Genomic DNA, 25040 nt, shown 5'->3' with positions numbered 1-25040 from the left:
GGTCGAGGCGATGGCCTCTTTGAAAGCCTAGTCATTGCCGTCCACCAGTTCCGCCGCCGCCCCGCTGATCCCAACGCTGACCGAGGGCGCGGCCCGTGTTTTCCCTCCGGAACCATCCTCGCGCGGCCATGGCTGGCTGATCTTCGCCGGGCTGATCGCCAGCATCGCGACGCTCGGCGTGCTGATGCACATCGCCGAATTGCGGATCGACCCGATCGGGCGCGGCATCCTGCCTTATTATGGCGTCGCCGCCCTGCTGCTGACGCTGCGGCTCGGTGCGCCGCGCTGGATGGCGCGCCATGGACGGATGATCGCCGATTGCGCCGAATATGTCGGGCTGTTCATGCTGATCTCGCTGGTTGGCGCGATCGCCAGCTATCCGGTCGCCGCGTTGACCAGCACGATGCACGACGCGACGCTGCAACGCATCGACGAGGTGCTGGGGTTCGACTGGCTGGCCTGGTATCGCCTCGTCGCCGATCATCGCGCGCTGCAATGGCTGGGGCTGGCCGCCTATCGCATGATCTACGTCACCCCGGCGATCCTGCTCGGCTGGTATGCATGGACCGGCGAACGCGGGGCGGCGCATCGTTTCTTCATCACCTTCTGGCTCGCGGCGCTGCTGACGCTCCTGCTCTATCCGCTGATGACGGCGGTGGGGCCGTTATCGCATTTGTGGCACGGGCCACTGCCGTATCTTCCCGAAAGCGAGGAATGGCAGGCGACGCTGATCCCGGCGCTGCGCGCGCATCAGGTTCATTATGTCGATCTGGCACAGTTGCGCGGGCTGGTTTCCGCGCCAAGCTTTCACACCGTGGCGGCGGTGCTCTATATCCATGCCGCCTGGCCGCATCGTGAGCTGCGCGCGCCGCTCGTGGCGGTGAACGCGGCGATGTTGCTGTCCACCCCGGTGGAGGGGACGCATTATCTGATCGACATGATCCTTGGCGCGGCGGTGGCGATTGTCGCCATCCTCGCCGTGCGCCGGTTCCTTGCCGTCAACAGCCGCCGCAGCAACGCCGCGCTCGCCTGACAGGGGCGGAAGCGGCGCGAAGGCCGCTTCCGTTATCCGGCCATCCAGCCGCCGTTGCGTTCACTGGCAGGCGAGGCACTCGTCATAATCGGTGGTCTCGCCCAGATCGAACTTGGGCTTTTCCAGCGTGTTATCCGCCTCCACGCCGCCCGCGAAGCCGGCGCGCTGCACCGATTTGGAGCGGAGATAGTAAAGCGATTTGATCCCCAGTTCCCATGCGCGGAAGTGGAGCATCAGCAGATCCCACTTCTCCACATCGGCGGGGATGAACAGATTGAGCGACTGCGCCTGGTCGATGAACGGCGCGCGATCGCCCGCCAGTTCGAGCAGCCAGCGCTGGTCGATCTCGAACGAGGTTTTGAAGCAATCCTTCTCGTCCAGCGACAGGAAATCGAGATGCTGGACCGATCCGCCCTGTTCGAGGATCGAATTCCACACCGCATCGGTGTTCTTCGCCTTTTCGATCAGCAGCTTTTCAAGATACGGATTGCGCACGACGAAGCTGCCCGACAGCGTCTTGTGCGTATAGATATTGGCCGGGATCGGCTCGATGCAGGCGCTGGTGCCGCCGCAGATGATCGAGATCGACGCGGTCGGCGCGATCGCCATCTTGCAACTGAAACGCTCCATCACGCCCATGTCGGCGGCGTCGGGGCAGGGGCCGCGTTCCACCGCGAGCTGCATCGACGCCTCATCGACCTGCGCCTTGATGTGCTTGAAGATGCGCAGGTTCCACGATTTCGCCATCGCGCCTTCGAACGGCAGGCCGCGCGCCTGAAGGAACGAGTGGAAGCCCATCACACCCAGCCCGACCGAACGCTCGCGCGCGGCGGAATAAGCGGCGCGCTCCATCCCCGGCTCGTGGCGCTCGATATAATCCTGCAGCACATTGTCGAGGAAGCGCATCACGTCCTCGATGAAATTCTTCTCGTCCTTCCACTCGTCCCATGTTTCCATGTTGAGCGAGGACAGGCAGCAGACCGCCGTGCGATCGTTGCCGAGATGATCGCGTCCCGTCGGCAGCGTGATCTCGCTGCACAGGTTCGAGGTGGAAACCTTCAGCCCCAGATCGCGGTGATGCTTGGGCATGTTGCGGTTCACATGATCGGCGAACACGATGTATGGCTCGCCGGTCGCCAGCCGGGTTTCGACCAGCTTCTGGAACAAGGCGCGCGCATCGACCTTGCCGCGCTCGCTGCCGTCCTTGGGGGATTTGAGCGCCCATTCCGCGCCATCGCGCACCGCTTCCATGAACGCGTCCGGGATCAGCACGCCGTGGTGCAGGTTCAGCGCCTTGCGGTTGAAATCACCGGAGGGTTTGCGGATTTCGAGGAACTCCTCGATCTCCGGGTGCGACACATCAAGATAGCAGGCCGCCGAGCCGCGCCGCAGCGATCCTTGCGAGATGGCGAGCGTCAGGCTGTCCATCACGCGGACGAAGGGGATGATGCCGCTGGTCTTGCCGTTGAGGCCGACCGGCTCGCCGATCCCGCGCACATTGCCCCAATAGGTGCCGATCCCGCCGCCGCGCGATGCGAGCCAGACGTTCTCGTTCCAGGTGTCGACGATGCCGTTCAGGCTGTCCGGCACCGAATTGAGGTAGCAGGAGATCGGCAGGCCGCGCCCCGTGCCGCCGTTCGACAGCACCGGGGTTGCCGGCATGAACCACAGTTTCGAGATATAATCGTACAGCCGCTGCGCATGGGCGGCATCGTCCGCATAAGCCGATGCGACGCGGACGAACAGATCCTGATAGGTTTCGCCCGGCAGCAGATAGCGATCGGTGAGCGTATCCTTGCCGAAATCGGTGAGCAGCGCGTCGCGGCTGTGATCGACCTCCACCGCATAGGCCGGGCGGCGGGCCGCCTTGTCCGTGCCCGTGCCGGTGCCGCTCGTCGCTTCCAGTGTCTCGGTCGCCATGTTCGCCTCGCTCGAGTCTCTGAAATCCATTGCCGCCATTCCCTTGTTCACGGTCCGTTCGAATCGCGAACGAACCCTTATACTACACTCGGAGCGTCGATCGCCGTGAGAACAAAATGTGACCAAATGCCGCGCGGCCACGCGCGACAAGCCACGCCGCAATATGGGGATGCGGCAAAGTTCCTACCAGCGATTGGGCTCGCCCCCGAAACCAACCCCAACAGATTGTGGCAATCGCGCGCGGGCCGCAAGACCGTAAATTACGGCTGCGACGAACGGTTCGTCGCGGCAGGGATTCATTTCGTCGCACCGGATGCGCCGCGACGCGCGGACTTCCGCGGCATTCCGGGAAGGCAAGGGAACGGGCGGGGAACGAAAATATATTCCGGCGGATATGTTCCCGCATCGCCCGGCGGCAAATCGCGCACCCGATCGCCGAGATCGCGCCGCCCCGCGCCGATCGCCCGGAATCGTGACAGCGCGGCGCTGACGGGTGATATAGGCGCGGATGAGGCGCGACGATCCGGGAACGATGGTCAACCCGCGCCCGCTGGAGAGGAAAATGGCCTTCACTTTGTATGAGCACCCGCTCTCATCCTATTGCCAGAAAGCGAAGACGGCTTTTTACGAAAAGGATATTCCGTTCGAATCGCGGATGCTCGACGGATCGGAGCCGGTGGCGTCCGACTTCGCGGCGCTGTGGCCGATCGGCAAGTTTCCCGCGCTCACCCACGGCGACAGATTCGTTTTCGACGCGACCGGGATCATCGAATATCTCGACGCGCTTCACCCCCGTAGCGCGCCGCTGCTCCCCGCCGATCCCGTCGCCGCGGCGGAGGCGCGGATGATGGATCGCTTCTTCGATAATTACGTGAATTATCCGCAGCAACGCATTGTTGTCGGGAGAATAGGGCGCGACGACGCCACGCGCGAGCCGCAATGGCGGGCGGCGCTGGAACGGGCCTATGCGTGGCTGGAGAAGCGGCTGGCCGGGCGCGAATGGGCGGTGGGGCAGGGGTTCACCCTCGCCGATTGCGCCGCCGCGCCGGCGCTACTCTATGCCGACTGGACCCACGCCATCCCGCGCGATCATGGTGCGCTCCACGCCTATCGCGCGCGGCTGCTGACGCGCGCCAGCTATGCCCGCGCGCTGGATGAGGCGCGGCCCTATCGCCACATGTTTCCGCTCGGCGCGCCGGAGGGGCGCGACTGAGGCGCGGCGGCGTCAGGCGACCTTGCGCGGGCGCCCGCCGCCGATCGCCGGCGTGGCATGGGTGAGCCGCTCGACATCGAAATCCTCGGCGAACTGGAGGCCGGCGCGCCCGTTCGTCGCCCAGCGGACGGTGGCGGGAAAGAGCTGGTCCTCGATCAGTTCGATCAGCACGTCCGCGCCCACCGCTTCCCTGGGGAAATCGACCCCGTCGATCATCGCCCCGGTGGTGGAAATGTTGCGGATGCGGATATCGCCCGCCTCCTTGCCGATCTCCAGTCGCGCGGTGCGCAACACCGACGAGCGCGGGCTGCGGCTGATCTTGTGGCCGATCGGCGTGGCACCGCCGGCGTCGGCGCGCAATTGCTCAAGCACGTCGGCGGCACGCGCGGGGCGGCCATAGACGAAGCCCTGGATGTGGCTGCATCCCAGATCGCGGATCAGCGCGATCTCGTCCTGCTGCTCGACGCCCTCGGCGGTGGTTTCCATGCCAAGCGTATCGGCGAGCGAAACGATCGCCCGGATGATCGCGGCGTTGCGATTGCCCGGCTGGATCGCGCCGCGCACGAAGCTCTGGTCGATCTTGATCTTGTCGAACGGCGCCTTTTTCAGATAGCCGAGGCTGGAATAGCCGGTGCCGAAATCATCGAGCGCCAGCCGCACGCCGACGCCCTTGAGCGCGCGGAACATCAGCTCTGACGAGGTATCCTCCCGGAGGAACACGCCTTCGGTGATCTCCAGTTCAAGGCGGTGCGGCGCGATGCCCGAGCCCGCGATCGCGTTGGTGACGATCGCGGGCAGCATCGGATTGGCGAATTGCAGCGGCGATACGTTGACCGCGACGCGCACGTGATCGGGCCATTGCGCGGCCTCGGCGCAGGCGGTGCGCAACACCCATTCGCCGATCTGCTCGATCAGCCCGCATTCCTCCGCGACGGGGACGAATTCCGCCGGGCTGATCGGCCCGCGCGAGGGATGATCCCAGCGCAGCAACGCCTCATAGCCGACGATGCGCTCGTCCGCGGTGGAGACCACCGGCTGATAGGTGAGGTGAAATTCGTCGCCGGCGAGCGCCTGGCGCAGATCGTCCTCCAGCCGCTTGCGGTTCTGCGCGCCGGCGAGCAGCTCCGGGCGATAGAAGCGGTGAACGCCGCGCCCGTCCGCCTTGGCGGCGTAAAGCGCGAGATCGGCGTTGCGCACCAGCGTTTCGACATCCTCGCCATGTTCGGGCGCGATCGCGATGCCGACCGAGCAGCCGATCGTCAGCGTGGCGCCGGAGATGAAATAGGGCGCGGAAAGCGCGGTGATGATATCCTGCGCGATCTCGGTCAGTCGCGCGCGCTCCGGCTGGCGTGGCAGGACCACCTCGAATTCGTCGCCGCCAAGCCGCCCGACCAGCCCGGAATCGCCGACCGCGCGCTGGAGGCGGTGCGCGACCTGCTTGAGCAATTCGTCTCCCACCTGATGCCCGAGCGTGTCGTTCACCGCCTTGAAACGATCGAGATCGAGCAGGAACAGCCCGGTCGACGATGGCGAATTGCGTTCCGAACCCAGCGTCTTTTCCAGCGAAAGCCGCATCCGCTGGCGGTTGGCCAGCCCGGTGAGGCTGTCGAACAGCGCAAGGCGGGTTATCTCCGCTTCGGCCCGGCGCTTTTCGGTGAGATCCGAGCCGGAGCCGATAAATCCTTGAAAGAAACCGAGATCGTCCAGAACCGGGCGGCCCGAGATCGACCAGCGCCGATCGACCGAACTGTCGAACGCGGGGCGCACCGAATAATCCGAGAAGCTGGTGCGGGACGACAAATGGAAGGTCAGTGTGCGTTCCGTCTCGACCAGTTCCGAATCGACGCGGAAGATGTTCACCAGCCGCGCCCCGATCGGGGCAACGCCCATCCGGCGGAGTTCGTCACCCACCTTGCCGGTGATATAGGTGAGATTGCCCGCACGATCGGTTTGCCAGAACCAGCCGGTGCCCTGTGTCTCGAATTCGTCGACCAGCCGCGCGGCGAGCCGGTTCGCCTCGCGCTCGCCCGCGCGCTCCGCCTGCTGCGCAAGATCACGCCAGGCGACGCGGATCAGCCCGCCGGTGAACAAAGTGGCGACGATTCCCGCGATCGCAAAAGCGAGGCCGGGGCCGGCGTGGAGCATAATCATCGCCGCCATCGCCAGGGTGAACGCGATGCTCGCCGCGCGGATCGCGTGCAACGATACCGCGCAGGCGATGATCGCGCCGAATACGGCGACGAAGGCGGCGAAACAGGTTTCCGGTGGGCCCAGCGTCTGGGCGGAATCGAGCAGCATCGACAGCGTGATCGCGAGTGCGGCGGCCAGCGCCGAAATGGCGACGATCCGTTGATACGCGGGGCGATCCTCGCTTTTCGGATAAGCGAGCACCAGCCAGATCATCAGCCCGAACAGCGCCGCCAGGCCGGCATAATCGAGAAACGGGCTGCCGGTGCTGCGATCGAACAGGCTGCGGCCAAGCACCGCGAGCGGCCCGAACAGCAGCACCGCAAGCGTGACCGGCCAGATCGTCCGCGCGTCGCGCAGGCTGCCCGCGCGCGCGCTATCCACCGTCGCATCGGGCGTCGGCGCGAGCCCGAGCGCATCCATCAACGACGGAGACGCGGCGGATTCGTTCTTGTTCGCGATACGACGAGATCTGCTCATGCGCCGCGACATACACGCGGGCTTGTTCGAATCCGGTTAGCGATCGCGCTTAAGATTTGATGGACGGCCTTTAGTTAAATGATGAAAATCAATGCGATAGGAGGGGTGTTTTCATTTTAACCGGCGCGCGCGGCTGACAGGTTAGGGGTGGGTGGCCCGATTCCTGGCGGCGATGCTCCCGCCGTCCGAGTTCTTGGCGCGTGACGCTGGCGTCCGCAGCGCCTATCTCCGCGCAATGCGAAAACCAAAGGCCGGCCTGCCGACGCGCCAGCAGATCATGGACTTCATCGCGTCGAGCGATAACCCCGCCGGCAAGCGCGAGATCGCCCGCGCCTTCGGCCTGACCGCGCAGGAGAAGATCGCGCTCAAGGCGCTGTTGAGAGACATGGCCGACGAGGGGCTGATAGATTCCGCCCCCGGCCGCGCTTTCCACAAGATGGGCGGCGTGCCCAAGGTGACGGTGCTGCGCGTCGTCGATGTCGACGATGGCGGGAACGTCTGGGCGGTGCCCGAACGCTGGGAAGCGGAAACGCCGCCGCCACGGCTGCGCGTCCGCGAGCGCAAGCGCGGCGCGCTTGGTGTCGGCACGCGCATCCTCGCGCGGACCGAGGAGGCAGGCAGCGGCTGGATCGCGCATCCGATGAAGGCGCTCGCCCCAGCGTCCGAGCAACTCATCGGTGTGCTGCGGGGCGAGGGGGACCGGCTGTGGCTGCAGGGCGTGGAAAAGAAGGAGCGGCGCGAGTTTCCGGTTTCCGACGCGGGCGATGCGCAGGCCGGCGATCTGGTGCTGGCCGAGCGCGCCGGGCGCCCGCCGCGTATCACCGCGCGCGTCGTGCAGCGGCTGGGCGATCCGTTCGCGCCGCGCAGTTTCTCGCTGATCGCGATCCATCATTTCGGCATTCCCGATCGCTTCGCCGATGAGGCGCTGGCCGAGGCGGCGCGCGTCGCGCGCCAGCCGCTGGGCGAGGGGCGCGAGGATCTGACGCATCTGCCGATCGTCGCGATCGACCCGGCAGACGCGCGCGATCATGACGATGCCGTCTGGGCCGCGCCGGACGACGATCCCGCGAACGCGGGCGGCTGGAAGGCGATCGTCGCGATCGCCGACGTCAGCTTCTACGTCCGCCCCGGATCGGCGCTCGATCGCGAGGCGCGCGCACGCGGCAATTCGGTCTATTTCCCCGATCGCGTCGTGCCGATGCTGCCCGAGGTGCTGTCCGCCGATATCTGCTCGCTGAAGGAGGGGGAGGATCGCGCCGCGCTCGCCTGCCATATCCAGGTGAGCAAGGCGGGGGCATTGAAATCGTGGCGCTTCACCCGCGCGACGGTGCGGATCGCGGCCAATATCGCCTATGAGGACGCACAGGCGACGATCGACGCCGGGGCCGGGCCGATGCTCAATGCGCTGAGGCCGCTATGGGGTTGCTGGGAGTCGCTCGCCGCCGCGCGCGACAGGCGCGAGCCGCTGGCGCTCGATCTGCCCGAACGGCGCGTGGTGCTCGATGAGAAGGGCCGTATCATGTCGGTCGCCGCGCGCGAGCGGCTCGATGCGCACCGGCTGATCGAGGATTATATGATCGCCGCCAACGTCGCCGCCGCCAAGGCGCTGGAGGCGAAGAAGGCGCCGGTGATGTATCGCATCCACGAGCCGCCGGCGCGCGAAAAGCTGGTTGCGCTGAAGGATTATCTCGACACGTTCGATATCCCGTTCGCGCTGGGGCAGGTAATCAAGCCCGCCACGTTCAATCGCATTCTGGAGCGGGTGGGCGATGCGGATTTCCGCCCGCAGATCATGGAGCAGGTGCTGCGCACGCAGACCCAGGCCTATTATTCGCCGGCCAATCATGGCCATTTCGGGCTGGCGCTGGGCAGCTATGGGCATTTCACCTCACCGATCCGGCGCTATGCGGATCTGATGGTGCATCGCGCGCTGGTCTCCGCTTATGCGCTCGGGCCGGGCGGGCTTGGCGGCGACGAGGATTTCGAGCGCGTCGGCGAGGCGATCAGCCGGCTGGAGCGCCGCGCGATGGAGGCCGAACGCGACACGATCGACCGCTATGTCGCGGCCTATCTTGCCGAGCGCGTCGGCGAGACGGTGGAGGTGCGGATCACCGGGGTCGCCAATTTCGGCTTCTTCGCGACGGTGGAGGGCGTGGGTGGCGACGGGCTGATGCCGGTGCGCGATCTGGGCGGAGAATATTTCCGCTTCGATGAGGCGGCGCGCACATTGGTGGGTGAAACGAGCGGAGAGGAATATGCGCTGGGCCAACGGATGAGCCTGCGGCTGGCGGAAGCGAACCCGGTTTCGGGCGCGCTGCGCTTCGAACTGCCCGAGGGCAAGGGCGCATCGCCGCCAGCGCGAAAAGGGGGGCCAAGGCGCGAGATCAAGCGACGCGGCCGCCCCGCCAATATCCGCCATCAGGGACGCAGGAAATGAAGCTGAACCTCGTTGGCCGCATCGCCGAACAGATCGCGGTGCGCGCGCAATCGGTGATCGTCGCGCATTTCGTCGACGCGAACGCCACCGCCGCCGAACGCGCGATCGTGTTCGAGCCGGAAGGCCGCGCACAGCAGCGCGTGTTTCGCCGCATGACCCGTTTCGGCGCGATCCTGCCGGCGGAGAATGGGCGGTGGTTTCTCGACGAGCAGCGGCTGCTCGATTTCCGCAAGGAGGAACTGGCGCGTCTGCTCGGCGTGATCGCGCTCACCGGCTTCGCGGCGGCGGGCGCGATCGCGCTCGGGCGCTAGCGCCGCTTGTCGCGCGCGCCGCGAGCGATTTTTTTTTGCGCGGTATGTCACATCGTGACGCGGTCGTTCGTCATGCTTTCCGAACCACGAAAGGAACCGGACCATGACCGCCAAGCTGAACCCTTATGCCGCCGCGCCGCAGCTCATGAAGCAGTGGACGGACGTATCGCAGGCGATCGCCGCCAGCCTTGAGCCGCAACTGATCGAACTGGTGAAGATCCGCGCCTCGCAGATCAACGGCTGCGCCAATTGCCTCAACATGCACACGATCGAGGCGCGCGAGCAGGGCGAGAGCGAGCAGCGCATCTATCTTCTGTCCGCATGGCGCGAGGCGCCGTGCTACAGCGAGCGCGAACGCGCGGCGCTGGGCTGGACCGATGCGCTCACACGGCTTTCGGAAGGGCATATGCACGAGGCGGCACATGCGGCGCTCGACGCGCATTTCACCAAGGAGGAGCAGGTGAAGCTGACGCTGATGATAAATGTCATCAACGGCTGGAACCGGCTTGCGGTCGGCTTCGGGCTGTGGTTCGAGCCGAGCGCGGCCAAGCCGCTTCAGCAGGCGGCGGGCTGATGGAGCAGGGGCACGGCGATGACGCGGCGGCGAGCTTCGATCCGCTGCGTCCCCGGCTCGTCCGGGTCGCCTATCGTATGCTCGGCTCGGTCGCCGATGCCGAGGATGCGGTGCAGGATGCCTTCATCCGCTGGATGGCGGTCGATCGCGCCGAGGTGCGCGAGCCGGAGGCGTTCCTGCGCCGCACGGTGACGCGGCTGTGCCTCGATCAGCTCAAATCGGCGCGCCATCAGCGTGAAACCTATATCGGCCCATGGCTACCCGATCCGATCGTCGAGGAGGACGAGGATGCGGATGTCACGCTGCCGCTGATGCTCGCGCTGGAACGCCTCTCGCCGCTCGAACGCGCGGCGTTCCTGCTGCACGATGTGTTCGGGCTGGGGTTCGAGGAGGTCGCCGCGACGATCGGGCGCGATCCGGCGGCCTGTCGCCAGCTTGCGGCGCGCGCGCGCGGCCATGTTCGCGAGGCGCGCCCGCGCTTCGCGGTCGAGAAGCAATATGGCCTGGAAATCGCCGCCGCCTTCTTCGCGGCATCGCGCAACGGCGATCTCGCCGGGCTTGGCGCGATGCTGGCGGACGGCGTGAGCCTCCATGCCGATGGCGGCGGGAAGCGCCCGGCGGCGGCGCGGCTGATCGTCGGCGTCGCGGAGGTGATGCAGGTGCACAAGGCGCTGGCGGCGCTGTTCCGCCGGCACCGTTCCGATCTGGTGCGCCTCACGCTCATCAACGGGCTGCCGGGGTTCATCACGCGGGAAGCCGATGGCGAGCTACAAACCACCGCGCTGGAGATCGAGGACGGAAAGATCGCCGCGATCTATGTGATGCGCAACCCGGACAAGTTGAAGCACCTGCATTAAATGGCATCGTCTCGGGATTGCGGCCCGGCGAGCGAACTGGAACAAGCATGGCATGTGTGTGCTGGCGATCGCGTGGCGGTTTCATCCGCGCTGGAAACTGGTGGTGGCCGCGAACCGCGACGAATTTCACGATCGCCCCGCCGAGGCGCTGCATCGCTGGAAGGATGGGAATATCATCGCCGGGCGCGACATCAGGGCCGGGGGCACCTGGCTTGCGGTGTCGGATGGCGGGCGGTTCGCGGCTGTTACGAACCTTCGCGGGCATGGCGATCCCGATCCGGCGCTTGCCTCGCGCGGCGCACTCGTCACCGGGCTGGCGGCGGGCGACGTGCCGGCGGCGGACCAACTCGCCGGGTTCAATCCGTTCAACGCCGTGCTGATCGACAAAGATGATGCGCGTTTCCTGTCCAACCGGCCCGTGCCGGTCTCGCAGCCGCTGGCGCCGGGATTGCACGCAATGTCCAATGGGCCGCTCGACCCGCCGTGGCGCAAGACGATCCGGCTGAGCGACGCCATCGCGCGCTGGCTCGCCGATGCCGCGCATGATCGCGAGGCGTTGTTCGCGGGCCTGCGCGATACCAGCCCGCCGACGGGCGATCCGGACGATCCCGCGCCGATCTTCATCGACAATCCGGTTTATGGCACGCGGTGCAGCACGATCGTGCTGGTCGATGCGGAAAACGAGGGCGTGATCGTGGAACGCCGCTTCGATCGCCAGGGCCGGGCGATCGGCGATACCGCGATCGCGTTCAATTGGGGATAGGCCCGCCGCGCGCGCGACGATGGCGCAAGCGCATCGCGATCGCTATGGCGCCTCAACATAATGCGCGTACCAGACCGGGTTTCCCACATGGCCGATACCAACCTGCCGATATGCGTCGCGGCGCTATATCGCTTCACCTCGTTCGATGACTGCGCGGGCATTCGCGGCCCGCTGCACGACCTTTGCCGCTCTTTTGGGGTGAAGGGCACGCTGCTGCTCGCGCGTGAGGGGATCAACGGCACGATCGCGGGCAGCGATGAGGGAATCGCCGCGGTGCTCGGCCATATTCGCGCCTTGCCGGGGTGCGCCGGGCTGGAACCGAAATTCTCGCGCGCGGCGACGCTGCCGTTTCACCGCATGAAGGTGCGGATCAAGCGGGAGATCGTGACGATGGGGGAGCCGGACATTGATCCGCTTGCCGGGGTTGGCCATTATGTTCCGCCGGAGGAGTGGAATGCGCTGATCTCGGCGCCGGGCACGATCCTGATCGACACGCGCAATGATTATGAGGTGGCGGTCGGCACCTTCGCCGGCGCGATTGATCCGCGCACGGCGGCCTTCAGCGATTTCCCCGCATGGTTCCGCGCGCAACGCGAGACGCTGCTCGGCGATGCCGCGCCGCCCAAGGTCGCGATGTTCTGTACCGGCGGTATCCGCTGCGAAAAGGCCACGGCCTTCCTGAAGGCCGAAGGGGTGGAGGAGGTTTATCACCTCGACGGCGGAATCCTGAAATATCTCGAAACGGTGCCGCCGGCGGAAAGCCTGTGGGAAGGCGAATGCTTCGTCTTCGACGAGCGGGTGACGGTGGTTCACGGCCTGGCGAAGGGCGGCCATGAACTCTGCCGCGCGTGTCGCCGCCCGGTGAACGAGGCGGGTCGCGCGTCGCCACTCTATGTCGAGGGGGTAAGCTGCGCCGCCTGCCACGCCGAGCGCGACGATCGCCAGCGCGCCGGCTATGCGGAACGGATGCGGCAGACGCGCCTCGCCGATGCGCGCGGCGTGCCGCATGTCGGCGCGTCACACGGCTAGGACAGATCGGCATTCAATCCATGCCGGCCTGCAAATGGCGGTTTCCCGCGCTTCCGGTGCTCACGTACCTTTAGTACGCTGCGCTTGCGGGTCACGGGAAACCACCATTTTCGGCTCGACCTGACCTGAATGTCGATCGGCCCTAGCGACGCGGGCGATAGAAGATATGGCTTTCGACGCGGGCGATCTTGTCCAGCGATCCGATCCAATAGGGCACGATCCAGTCGGCATGATAATGCGTCGAGGTGCCCACCGCGCGGAACACATAGCCCGATAAGGCGCGCCGCGCGGCATGGCGCGCGACGGCCCAGCCCGCCCGCTCCGGCCGGCGGGTGCGCGAGCCGTCGCAGGTGAAGGAGAATTGGCAGCCGGTCGCCCGTGACGCGCCCTGATACACCACGCCGCACACCGTTTTCGGATAGCCCGCGCGACGCACGCGATTGAGCACCACCTGCATCACCGCTTTCTGCCCCGGCCTGTCGCCGCCCGCCTCGTAAAGCGCGGCGGTGGCGAGGCATTGGATCGCCTGTTCGCGCGCGGCGGGGCCGCCGGTGAAATGGAACGGGCGCGCCGGTGCCGGCTTGCCGGGCAGGAACGGGATTGCGGCATTCGCGGCGCGCGCCTGCGCCATCGTCAAGGTGCGCGGTGTGGGCTTTTCAGGCGCGACCGTCCCCAGATCGCGTATCGCCAGCCATGCGATGAAGCCGAGCGCGGCGAGGCTGCACAGGATCGCCAGGCGGGGAGGGGGACCGGCCTTCGCCTTTCCGCGCCTGTGGGTTTTCCGCCGTGCCATGCCGCGCCGATATCGCCCGAACGGCGGGGCGGCCAGCCCCGCGCGATTCTGTCAGCGGATATTATCGGTGCGGCGGATGAAATCGGCGACATCGGCATGAAACGTCTTGAGCGCGGCGCGATTGACGTAAACCATATGGCCGGATTCATAATGCCGATATTCGATATTGGCCTGGATATCCGCCGGCACCGGCAGGTGGCGCAATTCATACACGCCCGCGAAATAGGGCGTCGAAACATCGAAATAGCCGCCTGTCACCAGGAGCTTCATGCGCGGATTCTGCTTCATCGCCACGGCGAGATCGGGCAGCACATTGGGCAGCGCGGTCAACGCCCGCTCCGCGCCGGGCGGCTGATGCTTGTAATCCCAGCTTTCATAGATGCCGATGCCGGGCTTGAACTCGATCCCCTCGCCGTAGCGCAGGGTGCCGCGCGCATAATCGTTGAACGCGGCGACATAGGCAGCGCCAATCGCGGTGCTTTGCGGATCGTAGCCGGCGATCTTGCTCAAGGGATCGAGCGTCGCGCCGGTGAAGCGCGTATCCAGCGTGCCGGTGGTGAGCGCCTCACCGGCCAGCAATTCCTTCTGGAACGCCCCATATTCGATGCGCAGGTTGCTCTGGAGCAGATAGGCGACCGGCAGCCCGGTATAGCCCGAAAGCCGCGCGGCGATCGCCTGACGCTTCTCCGCCGGCAGCGCATTCCCCTGCATGAGCGCGAGGGCATAATCGCCGGTGGCGAATTGCTCTACCTCGGCCAGAAATGCGCTGAGATCGGCCGGGCGGTTTGCGAGCTTTCGGTGATACCAGGCGGTGGCGGCATAGGTTGGCAGGCTGACGATATAGGGCAGGTCAACCCCCGGATTGGTTTGCGGATCATCCGGGATCAGATCCCAGTTGAGGATATCCGACAGCAGGATCACGCCGTTGAGGTCGATGCTCTCTTTTTGCAGCGCCAGCGTCATCCCCGCCGCGCGCATCGTGCCATAGCTTTCGCCGAACAGATATTTGGGCGAATTCCAGCGTTGATATTTCGACAGGAACCGGACGATGAATTTCGAGAAAGCGTGGATATCCTGATCCACGCCATAGAAAGCCGCTTCCTTGTCAGGCCCCGCGATCCGGCTGAAGCCCGTGCCCGGCGCGTCGATGAAGACGAGATCGGAAACGTCGAGCAGGCTCTCGTCGTTGTTGACGGTGGCATAAGGCGCGCCGGGCGAATGGGCGCGATCGGGGGTTTCGACGCGAACCGGGCCGAAGGCGCCCATATGCAGCCAGATGCTGGACGAGCCGGGGCCGCCGTTGAACAGGAAGGTGATCGGGCGGTTCGCCGCGGGTGCGCCGCTCTTGAAATAAGCGGTGTAGAATATCGACGCTTCGGCCTTGGGCTTCTTCGCGCCCTTTTCGCCATTGTTCTCAAGAGAATCCGTGTCGCTCCATCCTTTCGGGTGGACGATCATCGTGCCGGCCACCGCGTGATAGGGAATGCGCGTGCCGGCAATCGTCACCGATCCGGTGGTGGCAATTTCGCCCGGCTGGAAAGTGGCGGGCGCCGGGGCGATAGCGTCCGCCTTGGCGGTAGTTTCGGCGCCATGCGCGCTTGTCGCCACGGCAAGCGCCGCGAGGATCGTGAGCAGAGCGGTTTTCATGGCGGGCTTTCGTCGATCGGAACGGATTGGAATCGAAGCAATCTGCCGACGCGGGTGCCCAGTGTAAACCGGCTAGAAGCGCATCGTGCCGGTTTCGATATAGCGCTGATGCCACGACAGCGCCTCACCCGGCAGCGACGGCGCGTGACGACCGAAAGCGGTTTGCGAGGCACGGGCGAAATAATCGCGCAGCGCATCGCGATAGGCCGGGTGCGCGCAATTCTCGATCACCAGCGCGGCGCGCTTCCGGGGGCTTAGCCCGCGCAGATCGGCGAGGCCCTGTTCGGTCACCAGCACCGCGACATCCTGCATGATATGATCGACGTGCGCCGCCTGCGGCACGATCGCGGAAATCGCGCCGCCCTTTGCGGTGGAGGGCGTCATGAACACCGAGACATAAGCGTTGCGCGCGAAATCGCCCGAGCCGCCGATCCCGTTCTGGATCCGCGATCCCATGACGCAGGTGGAATTCACGTTGCCGTATATATCGGCCTCGATCAGCCCGTTCATCGCGATGCAGCCCAGCCGCCGCACCAACTCGGGATGGTTGCTGATCTCCTGCGGGCGCAGGATCATGCGGTTGCGATAGCGATCCATATCCGCGTTGAGCCGCGCCGCCGCATCCGGGCTGAGCGAGAAGGAAGTGGCCGATGCCATGCGCAGCCGCCCGCAATCGAGCAGATCGAGCAGATCGAGCATCCCATCCTGAATCACTTCGGTATAGGCGGTGAGATCGTGGAACGGGCCGTCGACCAGCCCGGTCAGCACCGCATTGGCGATATTGCCGACGCCCGACTGGAGCGGCAGCAGCGCGGCGGGGAGGCGGCCCTTCGCCACTTCATGTCCAAGGAATTCGAGCAGATGCCCGGCGATCGCCCGCGCCGTCTCGTCCGGCGGGGAAAAGGGCAGGTTGCGATCGGGCGCATCGGTTTCGACGATCGCGACGATCTTGTCGGGATCGCAGCGCAGCACCGGCTCGCCGATCCGGTCATCGGGGCGAACGAGCGGGATCGGCACGCGATGCGGCGGCAGCGCGGTGCCGTAATAGATGTCGTGCATCCCCTCCAGCGCGGCATTTTGCCATGAATTCACCTCGAGGATCACCGCCCTGGCGCGATCGAGCCAGGTCTTGTTGTTGCCCACCGACGACGACGGGACCAGCGACCCATCGGCGCGGATCGCGGTCACCTCGATCACCGCGACATCGAGCGGGCCGAGGAAGCCCTGCCACGCCATCGGCGCGACCTGGCTCAAGTGCATATCCAGATAATCCATCTCGCCGCGATTGATCCGTTCGCGTGCGATCGGATCGGAATTGTAGGGCAGCCGCAATTCGATGCCGTCAGCCTTGGCCAACGCCCCGTCCAGTTCCGGCCCGGTCGATGCCCCGGTCCACACCTTTACCCGCATCGGGCGCCCGGCGGCATGTTCCGCCTCGATCCGCCGCGCGAGCGCCATCGGCACCGCCTTGGGATAGCCCGAGCCGGTAAAGCCGCTCATGCCGATGGTTTGCCCGTTGTCGATCAGCGCGGCGGCGGCTTCGGCGGACATGACGCGACCGAGAAGGCGTGGATCGGCAATACGATTGGGCATGAGGCTTTTTCAGCTATGTGGCATCGAACTGGCCTGCCCAATGGAACGCGATCGCCGGGCGATCAAATTCAAAGCGGCAAACCGAGCCGATTACTTCAGAAATGTCCTGCCTTCGCGCTGGCCCGTGGCATCTTTTTCGCGACCATTCGCGGACGGATAACGAGCGGTGGCCAAGCGCGTTCCTGGCGCGTTCCTGATATTCCGCCCCTCTCGGTCACGGGAATTTTGCGCTAAGCTCGCGCGAGCAATTTTTCCGGCACGAGGAGAGACAAGATATGCCGACGGTCGCCGAGAAGCGCGCCACGTTTCGCGGATTGCACGAAAGCGGCTTTTTCATCATCCCCAATGCGTGGGACGCGGGCAGCGCGATCCGGCTGGCCGCGCTTGGCTTCAGGGCGATCGCGTCGACCAGCGCGGGGGCGGCATGGGCGGCGGGCAAGAGCGATGGCGAGCTGGGCCGCGATGCCGTGCTCGCGCACCTGCGGATGCTCGTCGATGCCACCGATCTGCCGGTCAACGCCGATTTCGAAAATGGCTTCGCGGATGGCCCGGCGGATGTCGCGGCCAATGTCGGCATGGCGGTGGCGACGGGCGTTGCGGGCATTTCGATCGAGGACTGGTCGGGCCAGGCGATGTATGACCTGCCGCTCGCGGTGGAGCGGATCGCGGCGGCGCGCGCGGCGATAGATGCGGCTGATCCCGGCGTGATGCTGATCGGGCGCAATGAAAATTTCCGCGTGCCCGGCATGTCCGCGGCGCAGAGCATCGCGCGCGCGGTCGCTTATGCCGATGCCGGGGCCGATTGCCTGTTCGTGCCGTTCATCCTCGATCCGGGCGTGGTGGCGGAACTGGTCGCGGCGGTGGCGCCGAAGCCGGTGAGCGTTGTCGTCACCCAATATGACGAGGGCATTCGCGCATTCGCGGCACTTGGCGTCCGGCGATGCAGCGTCGGCGGCAGCCTCGCGCATCGCGCCTGGGCGGCGTTCGACGATGCCGCAAGAACGCTGAAGGATTGCGAGCCGTAAACGCGCGGGGAAGGGGCGCCACCCATGGATGGCGCGCGCATTCCGTTCAACGCGGTGTTTTGCGCCGAATGCGCACGACAATCGCAGTCGCATCCGCTGCCGATATGATGAGGCGGGGCATCACCACCGTGCCCGGTCGATGCCCGTAGCCGCATTCATCCCGGACCGTCATGCCCGCATTCAGATGCGGCGATGTTTCCCGCCGTAGCGATTGCCGATATATTTGCCGAGCCGCTCCATCTCGCTGGCGGCGGCGGCGGCGCCCTCCACGCAGCACGGCAGCGGATCCTGCGCATGTGCGCTCGCGCGGGTTTGCACCTTGTCGCACAAATCTTCGATATCTGCCCGTGTCAGCAGGTTTTTTTCACGCAACAGGCAAAGCAGGCTTTGTAAAATAACCATAGTCTTATCGCTGGATTCGTTCGCGATAAGTTCAATCCTCTCCATTTCTGCCTCTCCTTTCTATTGAGAGACAGGATATGCCTGTTGCGCGAAAAGGCAAGCGACCGAACTAATCTTTCAATCCAGCCCGCCGCCGAGCGCGCGATATAGTTCCACAAGATTGCTCGCGCGCGCCAGCCGCGTGGTCTGAAGCTGCTGCTGCGCGGCATAAGCGGTGCGTTGCGCATCGAGCGTGGTGAGGAAGGAATCGACCCCCGCGCGATAACGCGCGTCAGACAGCCGCGCCGCGACCTGTGCCGCCGTGACGCGGGCATCCTGCGCCGCGATCTGCTCCCCGATCGTGCCGCGTGTCGCCAGCGCGTCGGCCACCTCGCGGAACGCGGTCTGGATTGATTTCTCATAGGTGGCGACGGCGGCCTGTTGCGATGCCTTGGCGTAAGCGAGGTTCCCCGCGTTGCGCCCGCCGTCGAACAACGGGAGCGCCGCCGCTGGCGCGCCGGTGTAGGTGAAGCTGCCGCCAGCGAACAGGCCGGATAGCGCGGTGGAGATCGTTCCGATCGTCGCGGTGAGCGAGATGCGCGGGAAGAAGGCCGCGCGCGCGGCGCCGATATTGGCGTTCTGCGCGATCAACTGATGCTCCGCCTGCAACACATCGGGGCGGCGCAGCAGCACTTGCGACGAAACGCCGGCGGGCAGGGCATCGAGCGTGACCTGCCCTTGATTGAGCCCGGCGGGCAATTGCGCGGCGGGCACCGTAGTGCCGACGAGCAGATTGAGCGCATTTTCGTCCTGCGCGATCCGGGTGCGCAGCACCGCGATATCGTTGCGCGCGCTCTCATAGCTCGTCTCCGCCTGACGCGCGGCGAGTTCGGAGGCGACGCCGATGCGGAATTGCGCGCGCGTCAGTTCCAGCGTCTGCGCGAATGTCTTGAGCGTTTCCTCGGCCAGCGCGAGTTGATCGCGATCCGAGCCGAGCGTCAGCCAGGCGGTGGCGATTTCCGCGATCAGGCTGATGCGCGTCGAACGCTGCGCCTCCTCGCTCGCGAAAAAGCGTTCCTGCGCCGCGCGATTGAGGTTGCGGACGCGGCCGAACAGATCAAGCTCGAACGAGGAGAAGCCGGCCGACATCGTATAAGCCGAAATATCGGGCGATACGCCCGCCGCTGCGCCGCCGCCGAAGCTGCCGATATTGTTGGTATAGGTCGCCCCGGTGTTCAGCCCGGTCGAAGGAACCAGATCGGCGCGCTGCACATGATATTGCGCGCGGGCCTGTAGCACATTGGCCGCCGCGACGCGCAGATCGCGGTTGTTCGTCAGCCCCGTCTCGATCACCTGCCGCAACCGCGCGTCGGTGAAGAAATCGCGCCAGCCGACCCTGGTGATATCCGGCGCGTCGCTGGCCGCCGGTGGATAGGGGCCGCCCTGCGGCAGTTCCGCCGGCACCGCGCCCACGGGCCGCACATATTTCGGCGCGAAGTTGCACGCCGACAGCGCGGTCGCGCAGGCGAGGATGGCGATGGTATTATAGCGGCGGTTCACGCGGAAACTCCCTGCGGCGCGGTGCCGGTATCCGGCTCGGCGGAATCGTCGCGGTGGCCGAACAGCCGCAGGACGACGACGAAGAACATCGGCACGAAGAAGATCGCCAGCACGGTTGCGGAGAGCATCCCGCCGACCACGGACCGGCCGATCGCATTCTGCCCGCCCGCGCCCGCGCCGGTGGTGATCGCCAGCGGCAACACGCCGAACACGAAGGCGAAACTGGTCATCAGGATCGGGCGCAGCCGCAGCTTCGCCGCTTCTACCGCGGCATCGAACGGACGCATCCCCTCCGCGATCCGCTCCTCGGCGAATTCGACGATCAGGATCGCGTTCTTCGCCGACACGCCGATCGTGGTGATCAGGCCGACCTGCAGGTAGATATCGTTGTTCAGCCCGGTCAGCGTCGCGGCAAGCAATGCCCCGACGACGCCTAGCGGCACCACCAGAATGACCGAGACCGGCACCGACCAGCTTTCGTAAAGCGCCGCGAGGCACAAGAACACGATCAACAGCGAGAGCGCGTAAAGCGCCGGGGCCTGCCCGCTCGACAGGCGTTCCTCATAGGAAAGTCCGGTCCATTCGAGCGACGTGCCGGGCGGCAATTTCGCCTGCATCTCCTCCATCGCCTGCATCGCCGTGCCGGTGCTCAGCCCCGGCCCCGCATCGCCCTGTATCTCCATGGCGGACTGGCCGTTGTAGCGCGTGAGCTGGACCGGCCCCTTGCTCCATTCGAGCGTCGAGAAGGCGCTGAACGGCACCATCTGCCCCGCCGCGCCGCGGACATAGAAACTGGCGAGATCCTCAGGCCTCAGGCGATAGGGTTCGTCGGCCTGGATATAGACGCGCTTCACCCGCCCGCGATCAATGAAATCGTTGATGTAGCTGCCGCCCCAGGCGGTCGAGATCGTCGAGTTGATCGACGCGAGATCGAGTCCGAGCGCGCGCGCCTTGTCCTGATCCACGTTGACGTTGAGCTGCGGCGCATCCTCCAGGCTGACCGGGCGGACCTGCGCGACGCGCTTGTCCTGCGCCGCCATGCCGAGCAGCATGTTGCGCGCCTGCGTCAGTCTTTCATGGCCGATATTGCCGGTGTCGACCAGTTCCATGTCGAAGCCGGTGGCATTGCCGAGTTCAGACACCGCCGGGGGGACGACCGCGAAGATCATGCCGTCCTTATATTGCGAGAATGCCTGCATCGCGCGGGCGGCAACCGCCTGCACCCTGTTTTCCGCGCCGGGGCGCTCGTCCCACGGCTTCATGTTGATGAAGGCGAGGCCGGCATTCTGCCCTTGCCCTGCGAAACTGAAGCCGTTGATGGTGAACACCGCCTCGACCGATTTCTCGCTCAGGAAATGATTGCGGACCAGTTCCAGCCCCTTTTCGGTGCGCGCGCTGGTCGCTCCCGACGGCCCCTGCACCAGCGCGATCAGCGCGCCCTGATCCTCCTCGGGCAGAAAGGCGCTAGGCAGGCGCACGAACAGCAACGCCATGCCGAGGACGATCAGCAGATAGACCAGGATCGAGCGCTTCCAGTTGCGCGTCGCGCCGCGCACGCTCTTTTCATAGCGAGCGCGCCCGTTGTCGAACGTGCGGTTGAACCAGCGGAAGAAGCGCGCCAGCGGCCCGTTGCCCTCATGCTTGGTCGGATCATGCGGCCTGAGCAGCGTGGAGCACAACGCGGGCGTGAGGATCAGCGCCACCATCACGGAGAGCACCATCGCCGAGACGATGGTGATCGAGAACTGGCGATAGATCACGCCCGTGGAGCCGCCGAAGAACGCCATCGGCAAGAACACTGCCGACAGCACCAGCCCGATCCCGATCAGCGCGCCGCTGATCTCGTCCATCGACTTGCGCGCGGCGTCTTTCGGGGCCAGCCCCTCGGTGACGATCAGGCGCTCGACATTCTCCACCACCACGATCGCGTCATCCACCAGCAGGCCGATCGCCAGCACCATGCCGAACAAGGTGAGCGTGTTGATGGTGAACCCCGCCACCGCCATCACCGCGAAGGTGCCGAGCAGCACCACCGGCACCGCGATCGTCGGGATCAGCGTCGCGCGCCAGTTCTGCAGGAACAGGAACATGACGAGGAAGACGAGGATCACCGCCTCGAACAGCGTGTGGACGACCTGCTTCACCGAAAGCCGCACGAACGGCGTGGTATCGTAAGGATAGACGACCTGAACATCCGCCGGCAGCCCCTTCGCGATCTCCGCGACGCGCGCTTTCACCGCGTCCACCGTGGCAAGCGCGTTGGCGCCGGACGCGAGTTTCACGCCGAAGCCCGATGCCGGCTGGCCGTTATAGCGCGTGTCGAAGCCGTAGTTTTCCGCGCCCAATTCGGTGCGCGCCACGTCGGACAGGCGCACGACCGAACCATCCGCGCCGTTCTTCAGGCGGATCGCGCCGAACTGCTCTGGCGTCTGGAGCCGCGATTGCACCGACACCGTGGCGTTGAGCATCTGCTCCTTGGGGGCTGGCTGCGCGCCGATCTGCCCGGCGGAAACCTGGGCGTTCTGCGCGCGCACCGCCGCCACCACATCGGCGATGGTAAGCTGATAGGCGTTGAGCTTGAGCGGATCGACCCAGATGCGCATCGCATATTGCGCGCCGAACACCTGGATTTCGCCGACCCCGCTGACCCGGCTGACCGGATCCTGCAGCTTCGACGCCACCATATCGGCCAGGTCGGTCGCGCTGTGCGAGCCGTCCTTTGAATACAGGCCGACGATGACGAGGAAGCTCGCCGAAGATTTCTGCACCTGCAAGCCCTGCTGCTGCACCTCCTGCGGCAGGAGCGGGGTGGCGGCCTGCAATTTGTTCTGAACCTGCACCTGCGCGATATCGGGATCGGTGCCCTGTTCGAACGTCAGCGTGATCGTCACCCTCCCCGCCGACGAGGACGAGGACGAGAAGTAGCGCAGGTGGTCGATGCCCTTGAGCTGCTGCTCGATGACCTGTGTGGTTGTTCGTTCCAGCGTCTCGGCATCGGCGCCGGGATACATGGCGGAGATTGACACCGTCGGCGGCGCGATCTCCGGAAACTGCGCGACCGGCAGCGATCGGATCGCCATCGCGCCGGCGAGCATCAGGATGATCGCGATGACCCATGCGAAAATGGGCCGGTCGATAAAATAGCGGGCCATCTGGGCTTACTTCGCCTGTGCCGCGGCGGCGGGCTTCGCGGGGGCCGCGTCGTCTTTCGGCGAATAGGCCACGGCCTTCACGGGCATTCCGGGTCGCAACATCATGCCGCCTTCGACCACGATTTTCTCGCCATCCTTCAGGCCGCCCGTAACCAGCCATGAATCGCCGATCGTCCGCGTCGTCTGGATCACGCGCTGTTCGACCTTGCCGTCCTTGCCGACGAGCATGACGGTGGGATGACCGCGCTCATCGCGGCTGACGGTACGTTGCGGCACGAGCATCCCGCGCGCCTGCGTTCCCTCGACCAGTTCAGCGCGGACATACATGCCCGGCAGCAACAAGCCGTTGGGATTGGCGAAGCGGATGCGGATCGCCTGGCTGCCCGTGGCGGGATCGACCGAAACATCGGTGAACTTCAATTCGCCCTCGATCGGATAGGTCGTGCCGTCCTCCAGCTTCAGCCGGACGCGGGCGGCGCCGCCTTCGCGGGACAGGTGGCCGGCCATGATCTGCTGGCGCAGCTTGAGCACGTCGGCGCTCGATTGCTGCACGTCGACATAGATCGGATCGAGCCGCTGGATCGTGGTGAGCGCGTTCGCCTGCGACGCGGTGACCAGCGCGCCGGTGGTGAAATCAGAACGCCCGATCCGCCCCGAAATCGGTGCGCGGATGATCGTGCGGCCAAGGTCTATCCGCGCCGAGTTCAGCGCCGCTTCCTGCGCGGACACATCGGCGCGCGCCTGCGCCGCCTGCGTCACCGCATTGTCGTAATCCTGCCGCGCGACCGCGTTGATCTTGACCAGTTCGTCATAACGCCGCGCGAGCGCGCTGGTGGACGCGATCGCCGCCTTGGCCCGCGCGAGCGCCGCTGCCGCGCTCGCCTCGCTCGCTTTATACGGCTGCGGGTCGATCCGGTAGAGCGGCTGCCCCTGGCGAACGGAATCCCCCTCCTCGAACAGGCGCGCGAGGATCAGGCCGTTGACCTGTGGGCGGACCTCGGAGGTTTCATAAGCCACGGTGCGGCCCGGCAACTCGGTCGTCAGGGTGACCGGCTGCGATCGCACGGTCACCACGCTGACCTGCGCCGGCCCCTGCTGCGCGGGGGGAGAGCCCGCGCCACAGGCCGACAGCAGCAGAGCGACCGCGATTGCCGACGCAAACTTTGTCATGAAAGTCCCCAGATTTTGTGCTACTACGTGAGTGAGCGTTCACTCACGGTTTTACGCGACCTACGCCTGCTCAAAACCATGAGCAAGCCAGAAAGGTTCTTGTCGGAGAGTTTTTTTGCAGTGCAGCATCTCGGATCGTGCCGCCAAAGCGATGAAACGGCGGGATCATATCCTTGAAATATCGCGTGATTTGTTCGTCAAACATGGCTTTCACGGCACTGGCGTCGCGCAGATCGCGGCTGCGACGGGCGTGAAGGTGGGCCAGATCTATCGCGATTTCTCGTGCAAGGAAGACATTATCGCCGCGCTTGCACGACGTGATTTTTCGCAATTTCTCGATGAGGTGAACCTGAACGAAGCGATTGCCGCCGGTGATCGGGCGGCGATACGCGAGTGGATATTATCCTTCACCCGTTATGATGAGGACGTGGACGGCTATCGCCTGATGCCTGAAATCATGGCGGAATCGGCGCGCAACCCCAGGATCGCGCTGTTGCAGGAGGAAATGCGCGCGCAGGTGCGCGGCGCACTGATCGCGGCGCTTGCCGCCTGCGCGCCCGACGACAGGCTTGCGCCGCTTTTGGGCGATCTGGCGGATCTCATCGCCACATTGGGCAGCGGCCTGTGCCAATGGATCGTGATGGCCGAAAGGAACGGGCGAGGGCACCAGATATTGTGCGCGCAATTGCGCTCGATCGTGGAGCGGGAACTGGATGCGCTGGAGGGACGCTGCGCGCCCGTCGCGCTATCGCGGAGCCTGCGACCGATCGAGCCGGTTGCGGAGCCGGCTGGCTTCGTCATCCATCAATAAGCGTGGGTTTTGGCCGGCGGGCGTGGAGTGGGCACCCGCTCCAGGCCAGTGCGCGGTTCGGCGGGAGGAGGCCGTGAGCGGCAGCGCGATCAGATGACTGCGCC

The 25040-nt window shown here is 65.6% G+C and carries 19 protein-coding genes; 10 read left to right on the top strand and 9 right to left on the bottom strand.

The window, feature by feature from the left end; all coding sequences use genetic code 11:
* The first annotated feature begins 34 nt into the window (after positions 1 to 34).
* Positions 35 to 1033 carry a phosphatase PAP2 family protein gene (locus tag Q0316_RS12605; protein ID WP_298672961.1) on the top strand — a complete coding sequence of 333 codons (999 nt, stop codon included), beginning with the start codon at positions 35 to 37 and terminating at the stop codon, positions 1031 to 1033.
* A gap of 60 nt (positions 1034 to 1093) precedes the next feature.
* Here Q0316_RS12605 and Q0316_RS12600 read toward each other — a convergent pair whose 3' ends face one another.
* Positions 1094 to 2983 (bottom strand): ribonucleoside-diphosphate reductase subunit alpha, encoded by a 1890-nt coding sequence (locus Q0316_RS12600; RefSeq protein ID WP_298672958.1) that lies wholly within the window; start codon positions 2981 to 2983, stop codon positions 1094 to 1096.
* Positions 2984 to 3515: 532 nt separating this feature from the next.
* Between Q0316_RS12600 and Q0316_RS12595 the strand changes: the two genes are divergently transcribed.
* Positions 3516 to 4166 carry a glutathione S-transferase family protein gene (locus tag Q0316_RS12595; protein WP_298673088.1) on the top strand — a complete coding sequence of 217 codons (651 nt, stop codon included), beginning with the start codon at positions 3516 to 3518 and terminating at the stop codon, positions 4164 to 4166.
* A gap of 12 nt (positions 4167 to 4178) precedes the next feature.
* On the opposite strand, the gene Q0316_RS12590 is transcribed toward Q0316_RS12595, so the two are convergent.
* Positions 4179 to 6833, bottom strand: coding sequence for an EAL domain-containing protein (locus Q0316_RS12590; protein WP_298672955.1), 2655 nt, complete (start codon positions 6831 to 6833; stop codon positions 4179 to 4181).
* Between the two features lie 235 nt (positions 6834 to 7068).
* Between Q0316_RS12590 and Q0316_RS12585 the strand changes: the two genes are divergently transcribed.
* From Q0316_RS12585 to Q0316_RS12560, 6 genes are all read left to right on the top strand, one after another.
* The gene (locus Q0316_RS12585; protein ID WP_298672953.1) at positions 7069 to 9270 is read left to right on the top strand and encodes a ribonuclease R family protein; all 2202 of its coding nucleotides are present in this window, start codon (positions 7069 to 7071) and stop codon (positions 9268 to 9270) included.
* Positions 9267 to 9581 carry a hypothetical protein gene (locus Q0316_RS12580; RefSeq protein ID WP_298672951.1) on the top strand — a complete coding sequence of 105 codons (315 nt, stop codon included), beginning with the start codon at positions 9267 to 9269 and terminating at the stop codon, positions 9579 to 9581. Before Q0316_RS12585 ends, Q0316_RS12580 begins: the two co-directional genes overlap by 4 nt.
* Before the next feature lie 103 nt (positions 9582 to 9684).
* On the top strand, positions 9685 to 10155 hold the full coding sequence (locus tag Q0316_RS12575; protein ID WP_298672949.1) for a carboxymuconolactone decarboxylase family protein: 471 nt from the start codon (positions 9685 to 9687) through the stop codon (positions 10153 to 10155).
* On the top strand, positions 10155 to 11012 hold the full coding sequence (locus Q0316_RS12570; protein WP_298672947.1) for a sigma-70 family RNA polymerase sigma factor: 858 nt from the start codon (positions 10155 to 10157) through the stop codon (positions 11010 to 11012). The genes Q0316_RS12575 and Q0316_RS12570 overlap by 1 nt, the downstream gene beginning before the upstream one ends.
* Positions 11013 to 11064: 52 nt before the next feature.
* Positions 11065 to 11775: an NRDE family protein gene (locus Q0316_RS12565; RefSeq protein WP_298672945.1), complete on the top strand. Its 711-nt coding sequence runs from the start codon at positions 11065 to 11067 to the stop codon at positions 11773 to 11775.
* Positions 11776 to 11862: 87 nt separating this feature from the next.
* Positions 11863 to 12804, top strand: a complete 942-nt coding sequence (locus tag Q0316_RS12560; RefSeq protein WP_298672943.1) for a rhodanese-related sulfurtransferase — start codon at positions 11863 to 11865, stop codon at positions 12802 to 12804.
* Between the two features lie 142 nt (positions 12805 to 12946).
* Here the strand turns inward: Q0316_RS12560 and Q0316_RS12555 are convergent, their stop codons facing one another.
* From Q0316_RS12555 to Q0316_RS12545, 3 genes are all read right to left on the bottom strand, one after another.
* Positions 12947 to 13597 carry a cell wall hydrolase gene (locus tag Q0316_RS12555; protein WP_298672941.1) on the bottom strand — a complete coding sequence of 217 codons (651 nt, stop codon included), beginning with the start codon at positions 13595 to 13597 and terminating at the stop codon, positions 12947 to 12949.
* Between the two features lie 51 nt (positions 13598 to 13648).
* The gene (locus tag Q0316_RS12550) at positions 13649 to 15244 is read right to left on the bottom strand and encodes a peptidase S10 (protein ID WP_298672939.1); all 1596 of its coding nucleotides are present in this window, start codon (positions 15242 to 15244) and stop codon (positions 13649 to 13651) included.
* Positions 15245 to 15316: 72 nt separating this feature from the next.
* Entirely contained in the window at positions 15317 to 16837 is a 1521-nt protein-coding gene (locus Q0316_RS12545; protein ID WP_298672935.1) for an acetyl-CoA hydrolase/transferase family protein, read from the bottom strand.
* 275 nt (positions 16838 to 17112) lie between these two features.
* On the opposite strand from Q0316_RS12545, the gene Q0316_RS12540 reads away from it, so the two are divergent.
* A complete protein-coding gene (locus tag Q0316_RS12540) occupies positions 17113 to 17862 on the top strand; it encodes an isocitrate lyase/phosphoenolpyruvate mutase family protein (RefSeq protein WP_298672932.1) in 750 nt (249 codons plus the stop codon).
* Positions 17863 to 18042: 180 nt separating this feature from the next.
* Here Q0316_RS12540 and Q0316_RS12535 read toward each other — a convergent pair whose 3' ends face one another.
* The 4 genes from Q0316_RS12535 to Q0316_RS12520 all read right to left on the bottom strand — a co-directional run bounded on the left by Q0316_RS12535 (position 18043) and on the right by Q0316_RS12520 (position 24125).
* A complete protein-coding gene (locus tag Q0316_RS12535; protein ID WP_298672929.1) occupies positions 18043 to 18309 on the bottom strand; it encodes a hypothetical protein in 267 nt (88 codons plus the stop codon).
* Between the two features lie 72 nt (positions 18310 to 18381).
* The gene (locus Q0316_RS12530; protein ID WP_298672927.1) at positions 18382 to 19803 is read right to left on the bottom strand and encodes an efflux transporter outer membrane subunit; all 1422 of its coding nucleotides are present in this window, start codon (positions 19801 to 19803) and stop codon (positions 18382 to 18384) included.
* The gene (locus Q0316_RS12525; protein ID WP_298672924.1) at positions 19800 to 22955 is read right to left on the bottom strand and encodes an efflux RND transporter permease subunit; all 3156 of its coding nucleotides are present in this window, start codon (positions 22953 to 22955) and stop codon (positions 19800 to 19802) included. Before Q0316_RS12525 ends, Q0316_RS12530 begins: the two co-directional genes overlap by 4 nt.
* A 6-nt stretch (positions 22956 to 22961) precedes the next feature.
* Entirely contained in the window at positions 22962 to 24125 is a 1164-nt protein-coding gene (locus Q0316_RS12520; protein ID WP_298672922.1) for an efflux RND transporter periplasmic adaptor subunit, read from the bottom strand.
* A 151-nt stretch (positions 24126 to 24276) separates the two neighbouring features.
* On the opposite strand from Q0316_RS12520, the gene Q0316_RS12515 reads away from it, so the two are divergent.
* The gene (locus Q0316_RS12515; RefSeq protein ID WP_298672920.1) at positions 24277 to 24936 is read left to right on the top strand and encodes a TetR/AcrR family transcriptional regulator; all 660 of its coding nucleotides are present in this window, start codon (positions 24277 to 24279) and stop codon (positions 24934 to 24936) included.
* Positions 24937 to 25040: the final 104 nt, after the last annotated feature.

The sequence above is a fragment of the uncultured Sphingomonas sp. genome, assembly GCF_937871615.1.
Classification (GTDB): domain Bacteria; phylum Pseudomonadota; class Alphaproteobacteria; order Sphingomonadales; family Sphingomonadaceae; genus Sphingomonas.
This window is presented reverse-complemented; position numbering and strand designations above follow the sequence as displayed.